General features: G+C 44.2%; 14 protein-coding genes. 13 read left to right on the top strand and 1 reads right to left on the bottom strand.

The window, feature by feature from the left end:
* Window positions 1-81 precede the first annotated feature (81 nt).
* The 3 genes from AC1DO4_RS24250 (at window position 82) to atpC (ending at window position 3,129) form a co-directional block, all read left to right on the top strand.
* A complete protein-coding gene (locus AC1DO4_RS24250) occupies window positions 82-1,077 on the top strand; it encodes an NAD(P)H-quinone oxidoreductase (protein WP_477420137.1) in 996 nt (331 codons plus the stop codon).
* A gap of 150 nt (window positions 1,078-1,227) precedes the next feature.
* Window positions 1,228-2,733 carry a F0F1 ATP synthase subunit beta gene (gene atpD / locus AC1DO4_RS24245; RefSeq protein WP_477407234.1) on the top strand — a complete coding sequence of 502 codons (1,506 nt, stop codon included), beginning with the start codon at window positions 1,228-1,230 and terminating at the stop codon, window positions 2,731-2,733.
* Between the two features lie 141 nt (window positions 2,734-2,874).
* Window positions 2,875-3,129, top strand: coding sequence for an ATP synthase F1 subunit epsilon (gene atpC / locus AC1DO4_RS24240; protein ID WP_477420136.1), 255 nt, complete (start codon window positions 2,875-2,877; stop codon window positions 3,127-3,129).
* A 90-nt stretch (window positions 3,130-3,219) separates the two neighbouring features.
* Here atpC and AC1DO4_RS24235 read toward each other — a convergent pair whose 3' ends face one another.
* Complete coding sequence (locus tag AC1DO4_RS24235) at window positions 3,220-3,999, bottom strand: Fic family protein (RefSeq protein ID WP_477420177.1); 780 nt, start codon at window positions 3,997-3,999, stop codon at window positions 3,220-3,222.
* A gap of 507 nt (window positions 4,000-4,506) precedes the next feature.
* Here AC1DO4_RS24235 and ilvD point away from each other — a divergent pair.
* From ilvD to AC1DO4_RS24185, 10 genes are all read left to right on the top strand, one after another.
* A complete protein-coding gene (gene ilvD, locus AC1DO4_RS24230) occupies window positions 4,507-6,216 on the top strand; it encodes a dihydroxy-acid dehydratase (RefSeq protein ID WP_477402890.1) in 1,710 nt (569 codons plus the stop codon).
* A gap of 114 nt (window positions 6,217-6,330) precedes the next feature.
* The gene (gene ilvB / locus AC1DO4_RS24225; RefSeq protein WP_477420135.1) at window positions 6,331-8,085 is read left to right on the top strand and encodes a biosynthetic-type acetolactate synthase large subunit; all 1,755 of its coding nucleotides are present in this window, start codon (window positions 6,331-6,333) and stop codon (window positions 8,083-8,085) included.
* A 54-nt stretch (window positions 8,086-8,139) separates the two neighbouring features.
* A complete protein-coding gene (gene ilvN, locus AC1DO4_RS24220) occupies window positions 8,140-8,742 on the top strand; it encodes an acetolactate synthase small subunit (protein WP_477402888.1) in 603 nt (200 codons plus the stop codon).
* A 170-nt stretch (window positions 8,743-8,912) separates the two neighbouring features.
* Window positions 8,913-9,971 carry a ketol-acid reductoisomerase gene (ilvC, locus tag AC1DO4_RS24215; protein ID WP_477402887.1) on the top strand — a complete coding sequence of 353 codons (1,059 nt, stop codon included), beginning with the start codon at window positions 8,913-8,915 and terminating at the stop codon, window positions 9,969-9,971.
* Window positions 9,972-10,128: 157 nt separating this feature from the next.
* The gene (gene leuC, locus AC1DO4_RS24210; RefSeq protein WP_477420134.1) at window positions 10,129-11,544 is read left to right on the top strand and encodes a 3-isopropylmalate dehydratase large subunit; all 1,416 of its coding nucleotides are present in this window, start codon (window positions 10,129-10,131) and stop codon (window positions 11,542-11,544) included.
* An 83-nt stretch (window positions 11,545-11,627) separates the two neighbouring features.
* Window positions 11,628-11,948: an antibiotic biosynthesis monooxygenase family protein gene (locus AC1DO4_RS24205; RefSeq protein ID WP_477420133.1), complete on the top strand. Its 321-nt coding sequence runs from the start codon at window positions 11,628-11,630 to the stop codon at window positions 11,946-11,948.
* 20 nt (window positions 11,949-11,968) lie between these two features.
* Window positions 11,969-12,559: a 3-isopropylmalate dehydratase small subunit gene (leuD, locus tag AC1DO4_RS24200; protein WP_477420132.1), complete on the top strand. Its 591-nt coding sequence runs from the start codon at window positions 11,969-11,971 to the stop codon at window positions 12,557-12,559.
* A gap of 69 nt (window positions 12,560-12,628) precedes the next feature.
* Window positions 12,629-13,426, top strand: coding sequence for a methyltransferase domain-containing protein (locus tag AC1DO4_RS24195; RefSeq protein ID WP_477420131.1), 798 nt, complete (start codon window positions 12,629-12,631; stop codon window positions 13,424-13,426).
* 46 nt (window positions 13,427-13,472) lie between these two features.
* Complete coding sequence (leuB, locus tag AC1DO4_RS24190; protein WP_477420130.1) at window positions 13,473-14,543, top strand: 3-isopropylmalate dehydrogenase; 1,071 nt, start codon at window positions 13,473-13,475, stop codon at window positions 14,541-14,543.
* A gap of 97 nt (window positions 14,544-14,640) precedes the next feature.
* Window positions 14,641-15,396 (top strand): class I SAM-dependent methyltransferase, encoded by a 756-nt coding sequence (locus AC1DO4_RS24185; RefSeq protein ID WP_477420129.1) that lies wholly within the window; start codon window positions 14,641-14,643, stop codon window positions 15,394-15,396.
* Window positions 15,397-15,531 lie beyond the last annotated feature (135 nt).

Genomic DNA, 15,531 nt, shown 5'->3' with positions numbered 1-15,531 from the left:
ATTTAGGTAACTTCTTAGCGTTTAGGAGTTGGACGCTCATATTTTTCAATTTAGGATACATTTGCCACATATTATTACCTCATGAAAGCCGTAATTATAACACAGCCCGGCGGGCCTTCTGTTTTGCAAATAGCCGAAAGACCAAAGCCTGCTTATGGCGATAATGAAGTACTCATACAGGTGATGGCGGCAGGCGTAAACCGTCCGGATGTTTTTCAGCGTAAAGGTAATTATCCGCCACCGGCTGGTGCACCTGTTGATATCCCCGGCCTGGAAATTGCAGGTATAGTAATTGCAATTGGCTCAACCGTAACCCAATTAATGGTTGGCGATAAGGTTTGTGCCCTTGTTGCAGGTGGTGGCTATGCCGAATACTGCAACGCACCCGAAGCACAATGTTTGCCTATACCTGATAGCCTTTCTTTCGCCGAAGCCGCATCACTGCCAGAAACATTTTTCACGGTATGGAGCAATGTATTTGACAGGGCTGCTTTAAAACGAAAAGAAACGTTGCTGGTTCATGGCGGTTCAAGCGGCATTGGTGTAGCTGCCATACAAATGGCAAAAACACTGGGGCATAAAATTTATGTAACGGCCGGATCGGATGAAAAATGCCGCTTTTGCGAAGCGTTGGGCGCGGTAAAGGCTATCAACTATAAAACAGAAAACTTTGCCGATGTTATTACGGAACTTACCGGCGGCAAAGGCGTTGATGTGATACTGGATATGATAGGCGGCAATTATACCGAAGGGAATATCAGGTCGCTTGCAGTTGAAGGCAGGCTGGTATTAATAAATACCAGGAATGGCAGTAATGTACAGGTTGACCTGGCCCAGGTGATGAGGAAGCGACTGGTAATTACCGGCTCGACGCTGCGTGCACGGGAAGTGGAATTTAAGGGAAAAATAGCTCAAAACTTGAAGGAGACCATTTGGCCGCTTTTAGCATCGGGCGATATTAAGCCCGTTATCCATTCGGTTTTCGCGGYCGCTGATGCCTGCAAAGCCCATGAGCTGATGGAAAGCAGCACACATATTGGCAAAATTATACTCAATTTTAACCATCAGCAACAATAATTCAAGCCGGCATAAATTATCGTGCAAAAATGTTGCCTTTGCTATTTAAATATTTGGATAGAAATCATAACTTTGCGCCTCTGAAATAGCATCTTATATTTTTTATATAGAGTTATTAAAAAGGAAAATTTTTTAAACACCAGGTTATATATGCCAAACATTGGAAAAATATCACGGATCATCGGTCCGGTAGTTGACGTAAGTTTCGCTGATGACGCTCATCTTCCCAAAATTTATGATGCGTTAGAGATCACGAAAGATAATGGCCAAAAAATCATTTTAGAAGTTCAACAACATTTAGGCGAGGATCGTGTGCGCGCGATTGCGATGGATTCAACAGACGGATTGCTACGTGGCATGCCGGTTGTGGATCTGGAATCGGCTATTAAAATGCCGGTTGGCGAAAACATTAAAGGCCGTGTATTTAACGTAGTAGGCGATGCTATTGATGGCATCCCTGATCTTGATAAAACCAATGGTCGCCCTATTCACAATATTCCTCCGCGTTTCGAAGATCTGTCTACCGAAACTGAAGTATTGTTTACAGGTATCAAAGTTATCGATTTATTAGAGCCTTATGTAAAAGGTGGTAAAATTGGTTTGTTTGGTGGTGCTGGTGTAGGTAAAACAGTATTAATCCAGGAGCTGATCAACAACATCGCGAAAGCTTATGCCGGTCTTTCGGTATTTGCAGGTGTTGGCGAGCGTACACGTGAAGGTAATGACCTTTTGCGCGAGATGCTTGAAGCAGGCATTATAAAATATGGTGATGCATTTATGCATTCAATGGAAGAAGGTGGCTGGGATCTGTCTAAAATAGACAGGGAAGCCATGAAGGATTCTAAAGCGACGTTTGTTTTCGGACAGATGAACGAGCCTCCCGGTGCCCGTGCGCGTGTAGCCCTATCGGGTTTAACTATTGCCGAATATTTCCGTGATGGTGATGAGGATGGCAAAGGCCGCGATATCCTTTTCTTTATCGATAACATTTTCCGCTTTACACAGGCAGGTTCTGAAGTATCGGCGCTATTAGGTCGTATGCCATCTGCGGTAGGTTACCAGCCAACACTGGCAACAGAGATGGGTACCATGCAAGAGCGTATCACTTCAACCAAACGTGGTTCAATTACATCTGTACAGGCCGTTTACGTACCTGCGGATGACTTGACCGACCCTGCACCGGCAACAACATTTGCCCACTTAGATGCTACAACCGTACTTTCACGTAAAATTGCCGAGTTAGGTATTTATCCTGCTGTGGATCCTTTGGATTCTACATCACGTATCCTTAGCCCCGCTATTTTAGGTGACGAGCACTACAATACAGCTCAGCGTGTTAAAGAAACTTTACAACGCTACAAAGAGCTGCAGGATATCATCGCGATTCTTGGTATGGACGAGTTATCTGAAGAAGATAAACTGGTTGTATCACGTGCGCGCCGTGTTCAGCGTTTCTTGTCACAACCATTCCACGTTGCCGAGCAGTTCACCGGTTTAAAAGGTGTATTGGTTGACATTAAAGAAACCATCAAAGGTTTCAACATGATCATGGATGGCGAAGTTGATGAATACCCGGAGGGTGCATTCAACTTAGTTGGAAGCATTGAAGATGCCATTGAAAAAGGCAAGAAGTTATTGGCTGAAGCCAATAACTAAGATATGAGATTTGAGATATGAGATTTGAGATTTAACATTTCAAATCTCATACTCATATTAAAATAACAAGAGGTATCAGGTATTAGATCAAAGACATTCCAGTCTCACATCTCTCATCTCATATCTCACATCCAAAAAAAAATGACTTTAGAAATTCTTACTCCCGATAAAAAAATCTACGAGGGCGAAGCCACATCGGTAACTGTTCCTGGTATGTTGGGATTATTTGAAATATTAAACCACCACGCCCCTATCATATCAACCCTTCAGGATGGTAAGCTAACCGTTCGCGGCGGCAGCGCTGTTAAAGAAGAAGTGTTTTTTATTAAAGGCGGTGTTGTTGAAGTACTGAACAATAAGGTCATTATTTTAGCTGAAGGCATTCAGCATAAATAACTATACCCTTATTTTTTAAAAAACGTCCGGGTATAACATCCGGACGTTTTTTTTTGCCATTTTTTGGGCCGCTAAAAGAAATTATCTAATCTACAACGCCGCCGGCAACATCAATAAAAATGCCAATGCTTGCGAATAATCCAAAACATCATACTCCAAACCCAGCAGCCTGATGTTGTTGTAATAAGTGTGATGCTGATTGTAATACAATTTTTCTGATTGAAGAAACCATGCTTTTAAACCCAACTTTCGTGCTACAAACCATTTCTCGAGTAATCGGGCTGTTCTGCCGTTGCCATCCTCAAACGGATGGATCTTTACAAATACCAGGTGGATCAACGCGGCAAAAAAGAAAGTTTCTGCTGTATTCAGCTCAGCCTTTAACAAAGTCTCTATATCAGCATATAGCTTACTTAACTCCTGTTCAACCAGGTTTGGAGAGCAGGCAACATATTCTATTTTACCATCGGGAGTAATCACAAACATATTGCCTGTTCTTAACTGGCCACGGCGCCCCGGTTGCAGAATATGTTTGGTAAGCAATGTATGCGCATCCTTAACAGTAGCCGCATTCAATGCCGAACGCTGGGCAAACTGGTAAGCTTCGTACAGATCATCGATCTTTTGAGTATAATCGGGCAGGAATTTAACACCAAGCATTTTATGCTTCATAAAAGAATCAAGCTCTATATCTTCTCCCTCAATTTTGGATGAATATACCGCTGATACAGAAGTGTAGAAGCTAAAGGTATCAGCAGAGAGCTCACTTTCTTCTAACTGCTCAAATTTTTGTTCCAAAGAACTGTCAACCTGCTGCAAATAATCGCCCAGCAAACCAGTTGGTAATATATTTAAATGAATAGCTATCACTATACTCAATAAAAAAACTTAACGGTCGCCCTTTTAGGCCCGACCTTTAAATTTTAGTAAAATTAGCAAAAGATGCCGCATTGATGTGCAGATGTTAGATTAACTCCGTTGAGGGCTTCGCCGTTTCAGATGTGCAGATTTCGATTAGAGTAACATCCGCATATCTGCACATCTGAAATCTCCACATCTAACAAACTTTTCCCGTCATCTACCCCATTTCGGGAAGAAAATCGACAACTTACTATGCATGCATAAAATATGTACCGAATACCGTTTTGAACTTTGGTCTATTCTATTAAAATTTATATATCGAATAAACATGTAAATACGTAACTTTATATCACAAAAGCATAAAATAACAATATAATATACTTTTTTAAAAAATAAATCCTAACTATTGTTATTCCTTGCTGCTATATCTACCTTACGTATATTGATTCAAGCAATCAAATAAACCTGGTCAACAACAAGAATAATTTATAAAGTTAGTTTATCTAAACAAATAAAATGAGTTCATCATCAGATACCATAGCGGCTATAGAATTGAATAAGTATAGCAAGAATTTAACGCAAGACCCAACCCAGCCGGCAGCGCAGGCCATGCTTTATGGCATTGGCTTAACTGATGATGACATGCAAAAAGCACAGGTTGGTGTGGCCAGTATGGGTTACGATGGTAACACCTGCAACATGCACTTAAACGACCTTGCCAAGATAGTTAAACAAGGTATCTGGGACGAAGATTTGGTAGGCCTTATTTTTCATACCATTGGTGTAAGCGATGGCATGAGCATGGGTACCGAAGGCATGCGCTACTCATTGGTAAGCCGCGATGTAATTGCCGATTCAATTGAGGCGGTTTGCGGAGCGCAATATTATGATGGATTGATCACCCTTCCGGGCTGTGATAAAAACATGCCAGGCTCTGTTATAGCCATGGGCAGGCTTAACCGCCCGTCGATTATGGTTTACGGCGGCACTATAAAGCCAGGCCACTATAAAGGTGAAGACCTTAACATTGTATCGGCGTTTGAGGCTTTAGGCCAAAAAATTGCCGGTAACATCACGCCCGAGGATTTTATGGGCGTGGTAAAAAATGCCTGCCCAAGCGCAGGTGCCTGCGGCGGTATCTATACTGCTAATACCATGGCATCGGCAATTGAGGCTTTGGGCATGAGCTTGCCTTACTCCTCTTCGAACCCGGCATTAAGCCCCGAGAAAAAAGCCGAATGCCTTGCAGCCGGTAAAGCGATAAGGGTATTATTAGAAAAAGATATTAAACCATCAGACATCATGACCCGTGCGGCATTTGAAAATGCTATAGTAACCATCATGGTTCTTGGTGGCTCAACCAACGCCGTACTGCACCTGATAGCCATGGCAAAAGCCATTGGCGTTAAAGTAACCCAGGATGATTTCCAGGCGGTAAGTAACCGCATCCCGGTATTGGCCGATATGAAGCCAAGCGGTAAATACATGATGGAAGACCTGCATAAAGTAGGCGGTGTGCCTGCGGTAATGAAATACCTGTTAAAATTAGGCTGGATAGATGGCAGCTGTTTAACAGTAACCGGCAAAACCATAGCAGAGAATTTGGAAGAAGTTCCTGAAATGGAGTTTGAAAACCAAAAGATCATATTCCCGGCAGAAAATCCAATAAAAGCCACCGGTCACCTGCAGATCTTATACGGAAACCTTGCCGAAGGTGGCAGCGTTGCCAAGATCAGCGGTAAAGAAGGCGAACGTTTTGAAGGCCCTGCCCGCGTATTTGACGGCGAGTTTGAACTTATCCACGGAATCACAAGCGGGCATGTACGTGCCGGCGATGTGGTGGTTATCCGCAACATTGGCCCTAAAGGCGCACCGGGAATGCCCGAAATGCTGAAACCAACAGGCGCCATTTTTGGTGCAGGCTTAGGCGCTTCGGTAGCGTTAATTACCGATGGCCGCTTTAGCGGTGGTACGCATGGTTTTGTGGTTGGCCACATTACACCCGAGGCTTATGACGGTGGTTTGATTGCCTTTGTTAAGGATAATGATACCATTGAGATTGATGCGACAACAAACACCATGACGCTAAAGGTATCCGAAGAAGAAATTGCGGCACGCCGAGTCAACTGGGTACAGCCCGAGCTTAAAGCGAAAAGAGGGTTACTGTACAAATACGCCAAAACGGTAAGCACAGCTGCAGAAGGTTGTGTAACAGATGAAATGTAGCCCCACCCCCTACCCCCCTAAAGGGGGAACAGGAACAAGGGAAGAAAAGGGCAAAATATAAACAATAAAAATATACACTTAACACTCCCCCTTTAGGGGGCTGGGGGGCAAAAAATGGAGACGCAAACAATAATTCAGGAAATTGGTGAAATCACAGGAGAAGCTGAGAAAGCACCAGTAGTTGAAGTTTCAGGATCGGTAGCATTATTGGAGGCATTGATTGTTGAAGGTGTTGAAACCATCTTCGGTTATCCGGGTGGCGCAATTATGCCTATCTACGATGCTTTATTTGATTACAATGATAAGCTGAACCATATCCTGGTCCGCCATGAGCAGGGCGGAATCCACGCCGGCCAGGGTTATGCACGTACATCCGGCAAAGTGGGTGTAGTGTTTGCTACCAGCGGTCCAGGTGCAACTAACCTGGTAACAGGCTTAGCTGATGCGCAAATTGATAGCACACCATTGGTATGTATTACCGGCCAGGTTTTCGCGCACCTTTTAGGTACCGATGCTTTCCAGGAAACCGATGTGATCAACATTACTACCCCGGTAACCAAATGGAACTACCAGGTAACCGATGCCAATGAGATCCCAGAAGTGATTGCCAAGGCATTTTACATTGCCAAAAGCGGCCGCCCCGGACCAGTATTGATCGACATTACAAAGAATGCGCAGATCCAGCTGTTTAACTATAAAGGTTATACACCTTGCAACCATATCCGCAGCTACAGGCCAAAACCTATAGTTCGCCCGCAGTATATCCAGGAAGCCGCCGCTTTAATTAACGAAGCGAAAAAACCATTTATCCTTTTTGGACAAGGTGTAATTTTGGGCAGCGCCGAGCAAGAGTTTAAAACTTTTGTTGAAAAAAGCGGGATCCCGGCAGCATGGACTGTTTTAGGTGCGGGCGCAATCCCAACAGATCATCCGCTAAATGTGGGCATGCTGGGGATGCACGGTAACTATGGCCCAAATGTGTTGACCAATGAATGCGATGTATTGATAGCTATAGGGATGCGTTTTGACGACCGTGTAACCGGCCGCCTTGATAAATATGCAAAACAGGCTAAGGTGATCCATTTAGATATCGACCCGGCCGAGATAGATAAAAACGTAAAATCAACCGTACCGGTTTGGGGCGATTGCAAAGAAACCCTGCCGTTGCTTACTGCATTGGTTGAGGCCAAACAACATACCGAATGGCTTGCTAAATTCAATGAATACACCCGCCAGGAAGTAGAGCAGGTAATTGAACCTGAACTAAACCCAACATCGGCAGAAATGACCATGGGCGAGGTGATTAAGCAACTTAACGAAATAACCAAAGGCGAAGCTGTAATAGTTACCGATGTAGGCCAGCACCAGATGGTAGCCTGCCGTTATGCCAAACTTAATAAAACCCGCAGCAATGTTACCAGCGGTGGTTTAGGTACCATGGGCTTTGCCCTGCCGGCTGCCATTGGTGCTAAATTTGGCGCACAGGACCGCACAGTTGTTGCCATCATAGGCGATGGCGGTTTCCAGATGACCTGCCAGGAATTAGGTACTATAATGCAATGCGGCATCGATGTAAAAATCATCATCCTGAACAACCGTTTCCTGGGCATGGTAAGGCAATGGCAGGAGCTGTTCAACTCACGCCGTTATTCGTTCGTTGATATCCAAAGCCCCGATTTTGTGGCGCTGGCAGCAGCATACCGCATCCCCGGCAAGTGTATTGATGACCGCAAAGATCTGCCATCGGCATTAAATGAAATGCTGAGCAACAAGGGGTCATTCCTTTTAGAAGTAATGGTTACCAAAGAAAACAACGTGTTCCCGATGGTACCGCAAGGATGCAGTGTAAGCGAGATCAGGTTAAAATAGAAAAAGCCTCACCTAAATCCTCTCCAAAGGAGAGGACTTTAAAAAACTAAAGAAATGACCCAGGATACAGAAAAACAGGAATTTAACATCACGGTTTATACCGAGAACCAGATTGGTTTGTTAAACCGGATTGCTATTATATTTACCCGTCGTAAAATCAATATTGATAGTTTGAATACCTCTCCATCGGAGATAGAGAGCATTCACCGCTTTAATATCGTAATCAACGAATCGGAAGATGTGGTGCGCAAACTTACCCGCCAGATAGAAAAACAGGTTGAGGTATTAAAATGCTATTATCACACCAACGAAGATGTTATTTGGCAGGAAATGGCGTTATATAAAGTATCAACCGATGTTATTGCCGAGAAGGTGAGCGTTGAGCGTTTATTGCGCGAGAACGGAGCCCGTGTAGTAGTGTTGCGCAAGGATTATACCGTGTTTGAAACCACCGGACACCGCGAAGAAACGGATAACCTGATCAGTATTTTGCAACCTTACGGCCTGATAGAATTTGTTCGCAGCGCACGTGTTGCAATTATTAAAGATAGTGACGGATTTAACCGTAAATTGCGCGAGTTTGAGCGCCTTGAACCGGGCGAAGACGTTATTGAGAACGAATTTTTAAACCAGGGGCAAAAAGTATTTACGATGTAAAAGCCCCCCGGCCCCCTGAAGGGGGAGTAAGAAGCATAACCTTAAATTAATAATAATCAAAATCGGTGAAATCATCTTTAATCGGTGAAATCCCCACTTTAATATAAACTTTAACAATAAAATCGGTGAAATCATCCTTAATCGGTGAAATCACAAAAAATCAAAAAACAATGGCAAAATTAAATTTCGGCGGTACCGAAGAAAATGTAGTTACCCGCGATGAGTTCCCTTTATCAAAGGCTCAGGATGTTCTTAAAGACGAAGTTGTAGCAGTAATTGGCTATGGCGTTCAAGGTCCAGGTCAGGCGTTAAACCAAAAAGACAATGGTATCAATGTAATTGTTGGTCAGCGTAAAGGCACCAAAACATGGGATAAAGCTATCAGCGATGGCTTTGTACCGGGCGAAACCCTTTTTGAAATTGAAGAAGCTTTAGAAAAAGGAACTGTAATTTGCTACTTATTAAGCGATGCAGCGCAGATTGCCTTATGGCCAACTGTTAAAAAACACCTTACTCCGGGTAAAGCATTATACTTCTCTCACGGGTTTGGTATTACTTTTAACGAGCAAACCGGCATTGTTCCACCTGCTGATGTTGATGTATTTTTGGTTGCCCCTAAAGGCTCCGGTACATCATTACGTCGTATGTTCCTTCAAGGCCGTGGCTTAAACTCAAGCTACGCCATCTTCCAGGATGCAACTGGCAAAGCATTTGATCGTGTTATCGCTTTAGGTATCGCTGTTGGTAGTGGTTACTTATTCGAAACTAACTTCAAAAAAGAAGTATTCAGTGATTTAACCGGCGAGCGTGGTACGCTGATGGGTTGTATCCAGGGTATTTTTGCTGCTCAGTACGATGTACTGCGTGCTAATGGTCACTCACCTTCTGAGGCTTTTAACGAAACTGTTGAAGAGTTAACCCAATCATTAATGCCTCTTGTTGCAGAAAACGGTATGGATTGGATGTACGCCAATTGCTCAACTACAGCACAACGTGGTGCTTTGGATTGGTGGAAAAAATTCCGTGATGCCACAAAACCGGTATTTGAAGAATTATACAAAAGCGTTGCAACCGGCAAAGAGTCACAACGTTCAATTGATTTGAACAGCCAGCCGGATTACCGCGAAAAATTAGATGCCGAACTGAAAGAATTACGCGAAAGCGAATTATGGCTTGCAGGTAAAACTGTACGCAGCTTACGCCCTGAAAACCAGGTTGTAGAAGCATAAGTTTCAGTAGCAAGTAGTTAGTATCAAGTAGCAAGATTTTTGATCTGCAAGCGGTACTAACTACTTGTTATAAACACCAATATAGTATCAAAAATCAAGCTGGCTACCCGCTGCCAGTACTTGATACTTGATACTAACTACTTGATACTATAAAACCATGGGACAAACATTATTTGATAAGATCTGGGATGCGCACGTCGTCAGTAGCAACGAGGGTTTTCCTGATATCTTATACATCGACACACACTTCATTCACGAGGTAACCAGTCCGCAGGCATTTGATGGTTTGCGTGCAAGGGGTTTACCTGTTTTCAGGCCAAAACAAACCGTGGCCACTGCTGATCATAACGTTCCTACAATTAATCAGCACCTTCCCATAAAAGAAGAACTTTCCCGCTACCAGGTTGATATGCTCACCAAAAACTGCAAAGAGTTTGGTATCGAGCTTTATGGTTTAGGTCACCCTTTCCAGGGCATTGTACACGTAATAGGGCCCGAGCTGGGTATCACCCGTCCGGGTGGCACTTATGTTTGCGGCGATAGCCATACTTCAACACACGGCGCCTTTGGCGCCATAGCATTTGGTATAGGCACATCACAGGTTGAGCAGGTGATGGCAACGCAGTGTTTGCTGCAATCGCGCCCAAAACGTATGAAGATTGAGGTTAACGGCAAGCTGCAAAACGGTGTTGGCGCAAAGGATATTATCCTGTATATCATCTCCAAAATTTCGGCAGCCGGCGGTACAGGCTATGCGGTGGAATATGCCGGCGACACCATCCGTGCGTTAAGTATGGAGGGCCGTATGACCATCTGTAACATGAGCATCGAAATGGGTGCCCGTTGCGGATTGATAGCACCTGATGATACAACCATTGAATATGTAAAAGGCCGCGAATTTGCCCCTAAAGGCGAAGAGTGGGACAAAGCAGTAGCTTACTGGAAAACTTTATACTCAGATGCTGATGCAGCTTTTGATGAAGTATTATCCTTTAAAGCCGAAGATATTGAGCCAATGATCACGTACGGAACAAATCCGGGTATGGGTATTGGCGTTACACAACACGTTCCCGAAACTGCTTCGTTCGAGGCAAAAGAACAGGGATCATATAAAAAAGCCCTTGATTACATGGGCCTGCATGATGATGAGCAATTATTAGGTAAACCTATTGATTATGTTTTCATCGGCAGCTGCACCAACTCCCGCATAGAAGACCTGCGCCAGGTAGCCGAATTTGTAAAAGGCAAACACAAGGCAGATAACGTAGTGGTATGGGTAGTCCCCGGCTCCAAACAAGTACAGCAACAAGCCATCCGCGAAGGATTGGACAAGATCTTTGATGCCGCAGGCTTCCCGCTTCGCGAACCGGGTTGTAGCGCATGCCTTGGTATGAATGAGGATAAGATTCCCGCAGGTAAATATTGCGTATCTACCTCCAACCGCAACTTTGAAGGCAGGCAGGGACCAAACAGCCGCACCTTCCTGGCAAGCCCCTTAACAGCGGCAGCAAGTGCAATTACGGGGAAGGTTACGGATATCAGGGAGTTTTTGTCTGAATCAGAATTAGTTTGAATAGATATGAGACGTGAGATATGAGATTTGAGACAGCTTCAAAAACCTCATATCTCACATCTGATATCTCAAATCTAAATAAAGTGATACTTGAAGTTGCCATACTGAATGTGATACCCGGGCAGGAGGATGACTTTTTAAAAGCGTTTTCACAAGCACAGGGCATCATATCAAAAATGGCCGGTTACCATTCCCATCAATTGAAAAGATGCATTGAGCACAAAAGCCAATTCATTTTACTGGTAGAATGGGAAAAACTTACCGATCATACAGTGGGCTTCAGAGAATCAAAAGAATATCAGGAATGGAAAGGTCTATTGCATCATTTTTATAACCCTTTCCCTACTGTAGAACATTATACGAATATTGAGATAGCGGGCGAAAGTCTCAAATCTCATATCTAACATCTCAAATCTAAAAAAAGATGGCAACCAAAATATTCAAACATATACAAACCAGCGTGGTGCCTCTGCCTATCGAGAACATCGATACAGACCAGATCATCCCCGCAAGGTTTTTGAAAGCCACTACCCGCGATGGTTTTGGCAATAACTTATTCCGCGACTGGCGTTTTGACGGAGACAATAACCCTAAACAGGATTTCGTACTCAACAATCCAAACTACAGCGGTAAAATACTGGTTGCAGGCAAAAACTTTGGTTGCGGCAGTAGCAGAGAGCATGCTGCCTGGGCCATTGCCGATTATGGCTTTGATGCCGTAGTAAGCAGCTTTTTTGCCGATATTTTTAAAGGCAACGCCCTTAATAACGGCTTGCTGCCGGTACAGGTGAGCGATGAGTTTTTAAAGAAGATCTTCGACGCGGTTTATGCCGATGAGCATGCCGTTGTAGAGATTGACCTTGTTGACCAGTTCATTAAAATTGTAGCCACCGGCGAGCAGGAAACCTTTGAGGTTAACCCCTACAAAAAAGCCTGCATGACCAACGGTTATGATGATATCGACTATATCCTGAGCAAAAAGGAGCTGATACAGGAATTTGAAGACCAGAAGTAAAAGCTGAAAGGTGAAAGGCGAAAGGTCAGAAACCATGCCCGCTGCCAGGACTAATGAACCAGTGAACTAATGAACAAAACAATCCACAGAGAAGGTAAAGGTACGGCGAAGTTGTTTGACGAACGTAGTTTGGCGAATGATTATGCAACGCTCGCGTCGGCCCTTAAACCTGGGCTGAAAGTTTTGGATGTGGGTTGCGGTACCGGCGCTATCAGTAAAGATATAGCTGCCAAAGTTGGTTCAACCGGTCATGTTACTGGTATTGATAATACGGAGTATTTTATACAAAGCGGTAGGGAAACCTACGCTTCGGTAAAAAACCTTGATTTGATCTATACCGACCTGTTTGCTTTTGAACCTGAAGAAAAGTTCGACCTGGTTGTAGCTGCAAGGGTTTTGCAATGGCTAAACAACCCTGTTGAAGCTTTGAAAAAAATGTATTCGTTGCTAAAACCAGGTGGAATAGTGTCTATATTGGATTATAACCATGAAGCGCTGGAATGGCAGCCACAACCACCGCCAAGCATGCTGCGGTTTTACGCTACCTTTTTAAGGTGGCGCGGTGATGCCGGCATGAACAACCACATAGCCCAAGACCTGCCGGAATATTTTACGGAGGCCGGCTTCAAGGCTATTGAGGAGTTTAATGCCGATGAGGTTTACAAAAAAGGCGAACCCAACTTTGTTAACAAAGCAGGCATCTGGGCAAAGGTTGCCATGTCAAAACAAATGGTTGAGGAAGGTTATATTGATGATGAGCTGCGCTTGTTAGCGATAGATGAGTATACCGAATGGGTAGAAACCGACGCCGAGCGCATGACAATGAAATTAAAAGAAATACGCGGCACAAAACCGCATAATATCTAACTATAAAAAAACATTCCTCCGACTACTGGCGGAGGTTAGGGGGCGCATGAAAAAACACATTTTAGTAATACCCGGCGACGGGATAGGCCCCGAGGTTACCACCTGGGGTAAAGCAGTTTTAGAGAAAATCGGTCGGGATTTTGGTCATGAGTTTACTTTCGACGAGGCCCTGATGGGTCACGCGGGTATCGAGGCTACAGGCAATCCACTGCCCGACGAAACTTTAGCAAAAGCAAAAGCCAGTGATGCCATTTTATTTGGCGCCATCGGTCACATAAAATATGATAATGATCCATCGGCCAAGGTACGCCCCGAGCAGGGATTATTAAAGATCCGTAAAGAACTGGGCTTGTATGCCAACCTGCGCCCCATCATGTTATTTGATGAGCTGCTGGATGCTTCAAGCCTGAAACCGGAAATTTTGAAAGGAACCGACATTCTTTTCTTCCGGGAACTTACCGGCGACGTTTACTTCGGCGAGAAAAAACGCAGCGAGGACCGCAATACAGCTTCCGACCTGATGATTTATTCCCGTTACGAGGTTGAGCGCATCGCCATAAAAGCATATGAAGCTGCCATGGTACGCGGTAAAAGATTATGCTCTGTTGATAAAGCCAACGTGTTAGAGGCATCACGCCTGTGGCGCGAGGTGGTGCAGGACATGGCCAAAAACTATCCCGAGGTGGAAACCGAGCACATGTTTATTGACAATGCCGCCATGCAACTGGTTAAAAACCCTAAAAAGTTTGATGTGGTATTAACCGCCAACCTTTTTGGTGATATTTTAACTGATGAAGCATCGCAGATTGCTGGGTCAATGGGCATGCTGGCATCGGCATCAATTGGCGATGGTACCGGCTTTTTTGAACCTATCCACGGCTCGGCACATGATATTGCGGGTATGGATAAGGCTAACCCACTGGCATCTATATTATCCGTAGCTTTGATGTTAGAAATTAGTTTCGGACTAAAAGACGAAGCAAAACTAATTACAACAGCTATTGATAAAACGCTGAAAGACGGTTACCGCACCGGCGATATCGCGGATGCAAATACCGATAAAAGCAAAATTTTAGGCACTAAGGCTATGGGGCAAAAGGTGCTGGAATATTTGTAGCCCCCCAGCCCCCTGAAGGGGGAGCAGGAAAGATTAACACGTCATCGATCCCAAGTCAAACCAATGACTAATGACTAATGACATAATGACTAATAAAATGAAGTGGAACGCTGATTTATACGACCAGAAACATTCCTTTGTATTTCAATACGGGGAGGATGTATTGGCTTTGCTGGATGTTAAACCCGGCGAGCATATTCTTGATATAGGTTGCGGCACGGGCCATTTAACCAAGCAGATACAGGATAAAGGCGCGATAGTAAAAGGCACCGATTCTTCGCCCGAAATGATAGCCCAGGCAAAAACTTTATTCCCCGGTGTTGATTTCGCGGTAGAAAATGCTGCCGATTTTTTTACCGAAGAAAAGTATGATGCCGTATTCAGCAACGCGGCCTTGCATTGGGTATTGGATGCCAACGGTGCTATCAAAAGTATTTATAATGCATTGAAACCCGGCGGCCGTTTTGTTGCCGAAATGGGCGGCAAAGGCAACGTTGCAAAATTATTGGAAGCCATCCGTTTAGTACTGCAAAACCATGGCTACTACCAAAAGGCCGATACCAAAGTATGGTTCTTCCCATCAACCGGCGAATACGCCAAAATGCTGGAAGAACATGGCTTCAGGGTAACATTTACAACCCATTATGACCGTAAAACCCCGCTTGAGGATGGCGACCAGGGCGTAGCCAAATGGGTAACCATGTTTGGCGCGCAATTTTTGGAAGGCATCCCCGAAGATGAGCAGGAACAAATATTAAAAGAAATAACCCGCAAACTAAAACCCTACTATAACGAAGGCGGCCAATGGTACGCCGATTATAAAAGGCTAAGGTTTGTGGCAATTAAAGAGTAGCTTCCTTTGGTATCAAGTAGCAAGTATCAAGTAGCAAGATTTTTTATCTCGCTGTTAACCGTCTTGATTCTCGATGCTAAAACTTAATATCAGGAAAGGTATTGTCAACGGCACTTTTTTAAAACGTTCTGATTG

It is taken from the genome of Mucilaginibacter sp. P5_A6 (assembly GCF_056400585.1).
This window is presented reverse-complemented; position numbering and strand designations above follow the sequence as displayed.

What these genes read in the sequence shown, in the direction of transcription:
- atpD (WP_477407234.1), top strand. Translation starts at nt 1,228, where the DNA reads ATGCCAAACATTGGAAAAATATCACGGATCATCGGTCCGGTAGTTGAC.
- atpC (WP_477420136.1), top strand. Translation starts at nt 2,875, where the DNA reads ATGACTTTAGAAATTCTTACTCCCGATAAAAAAATCTACGAGGGCGAA.
- ilvD (WP_477402890.1), top strand. Translation starts at nt 4,507, where the DNA reads ATGAGTTCATCATCAGATACCATAGCGGCTATAGAATTGAATAAGTAT.
- ilvB (WP_477420135.1), top strand. Translation starts at nt 6,331, where the DNA reads ATGGAGACGCAAACAATAATTCAGGAAATTGGTGAAATCACAGGAGAA.
- ilvN (WP_477402888.1), top strand. Translation starts at nt 8,140, where the DNA reads ATGACCCAGGATACAGAAAAACAGGAATTTAACATCACGGTTTATACC.
- ilvC (WP_477402887.1), top strand. Translation starts at nt 8,913, where the DNA reads ATGGCAAAATTAAATTTCGGCGGTACCGAAGAAAATGTAGTTACCCGC.
- leuC (WP_477420134.1), top strand. Translation starts at nt 10,129, where the DNA reads ATGGGACAAACATTATTTGATAAGATCTGGGATGCGCACGTCGTCAGT.
- leuD (WP_477420132.1), top strand. Translation starts at nt 11,969, where the DNA reads ATGGCAACCAAAATATTCAAACATATACAAACCAGCGTGGTGCCTCTG.
- AC1DO4_RS24195 (WP_477420131.1), top strand. Translation starts at nt 12,629, where the DNA reads ATGAACAAAACAATCCACAGAGAAGGTAAAGGTACGGCGAAGTTGTTT.
- leuB (WP_477420130.1), top strand. Translation starts at nt 13,473, where the DNA reads ATGAAAAAACACATTTTAGTAATACCCGGCGACGGGATAGGCCCCGAG.
- AC1DO4_RS24185 (WP_477420129.1), top strand. Translation starts at nt 14,641, where the DNA reads ATGAAGTGGAACGCTGATTTATACGACCAGAAACATTCCTTTGTATTT.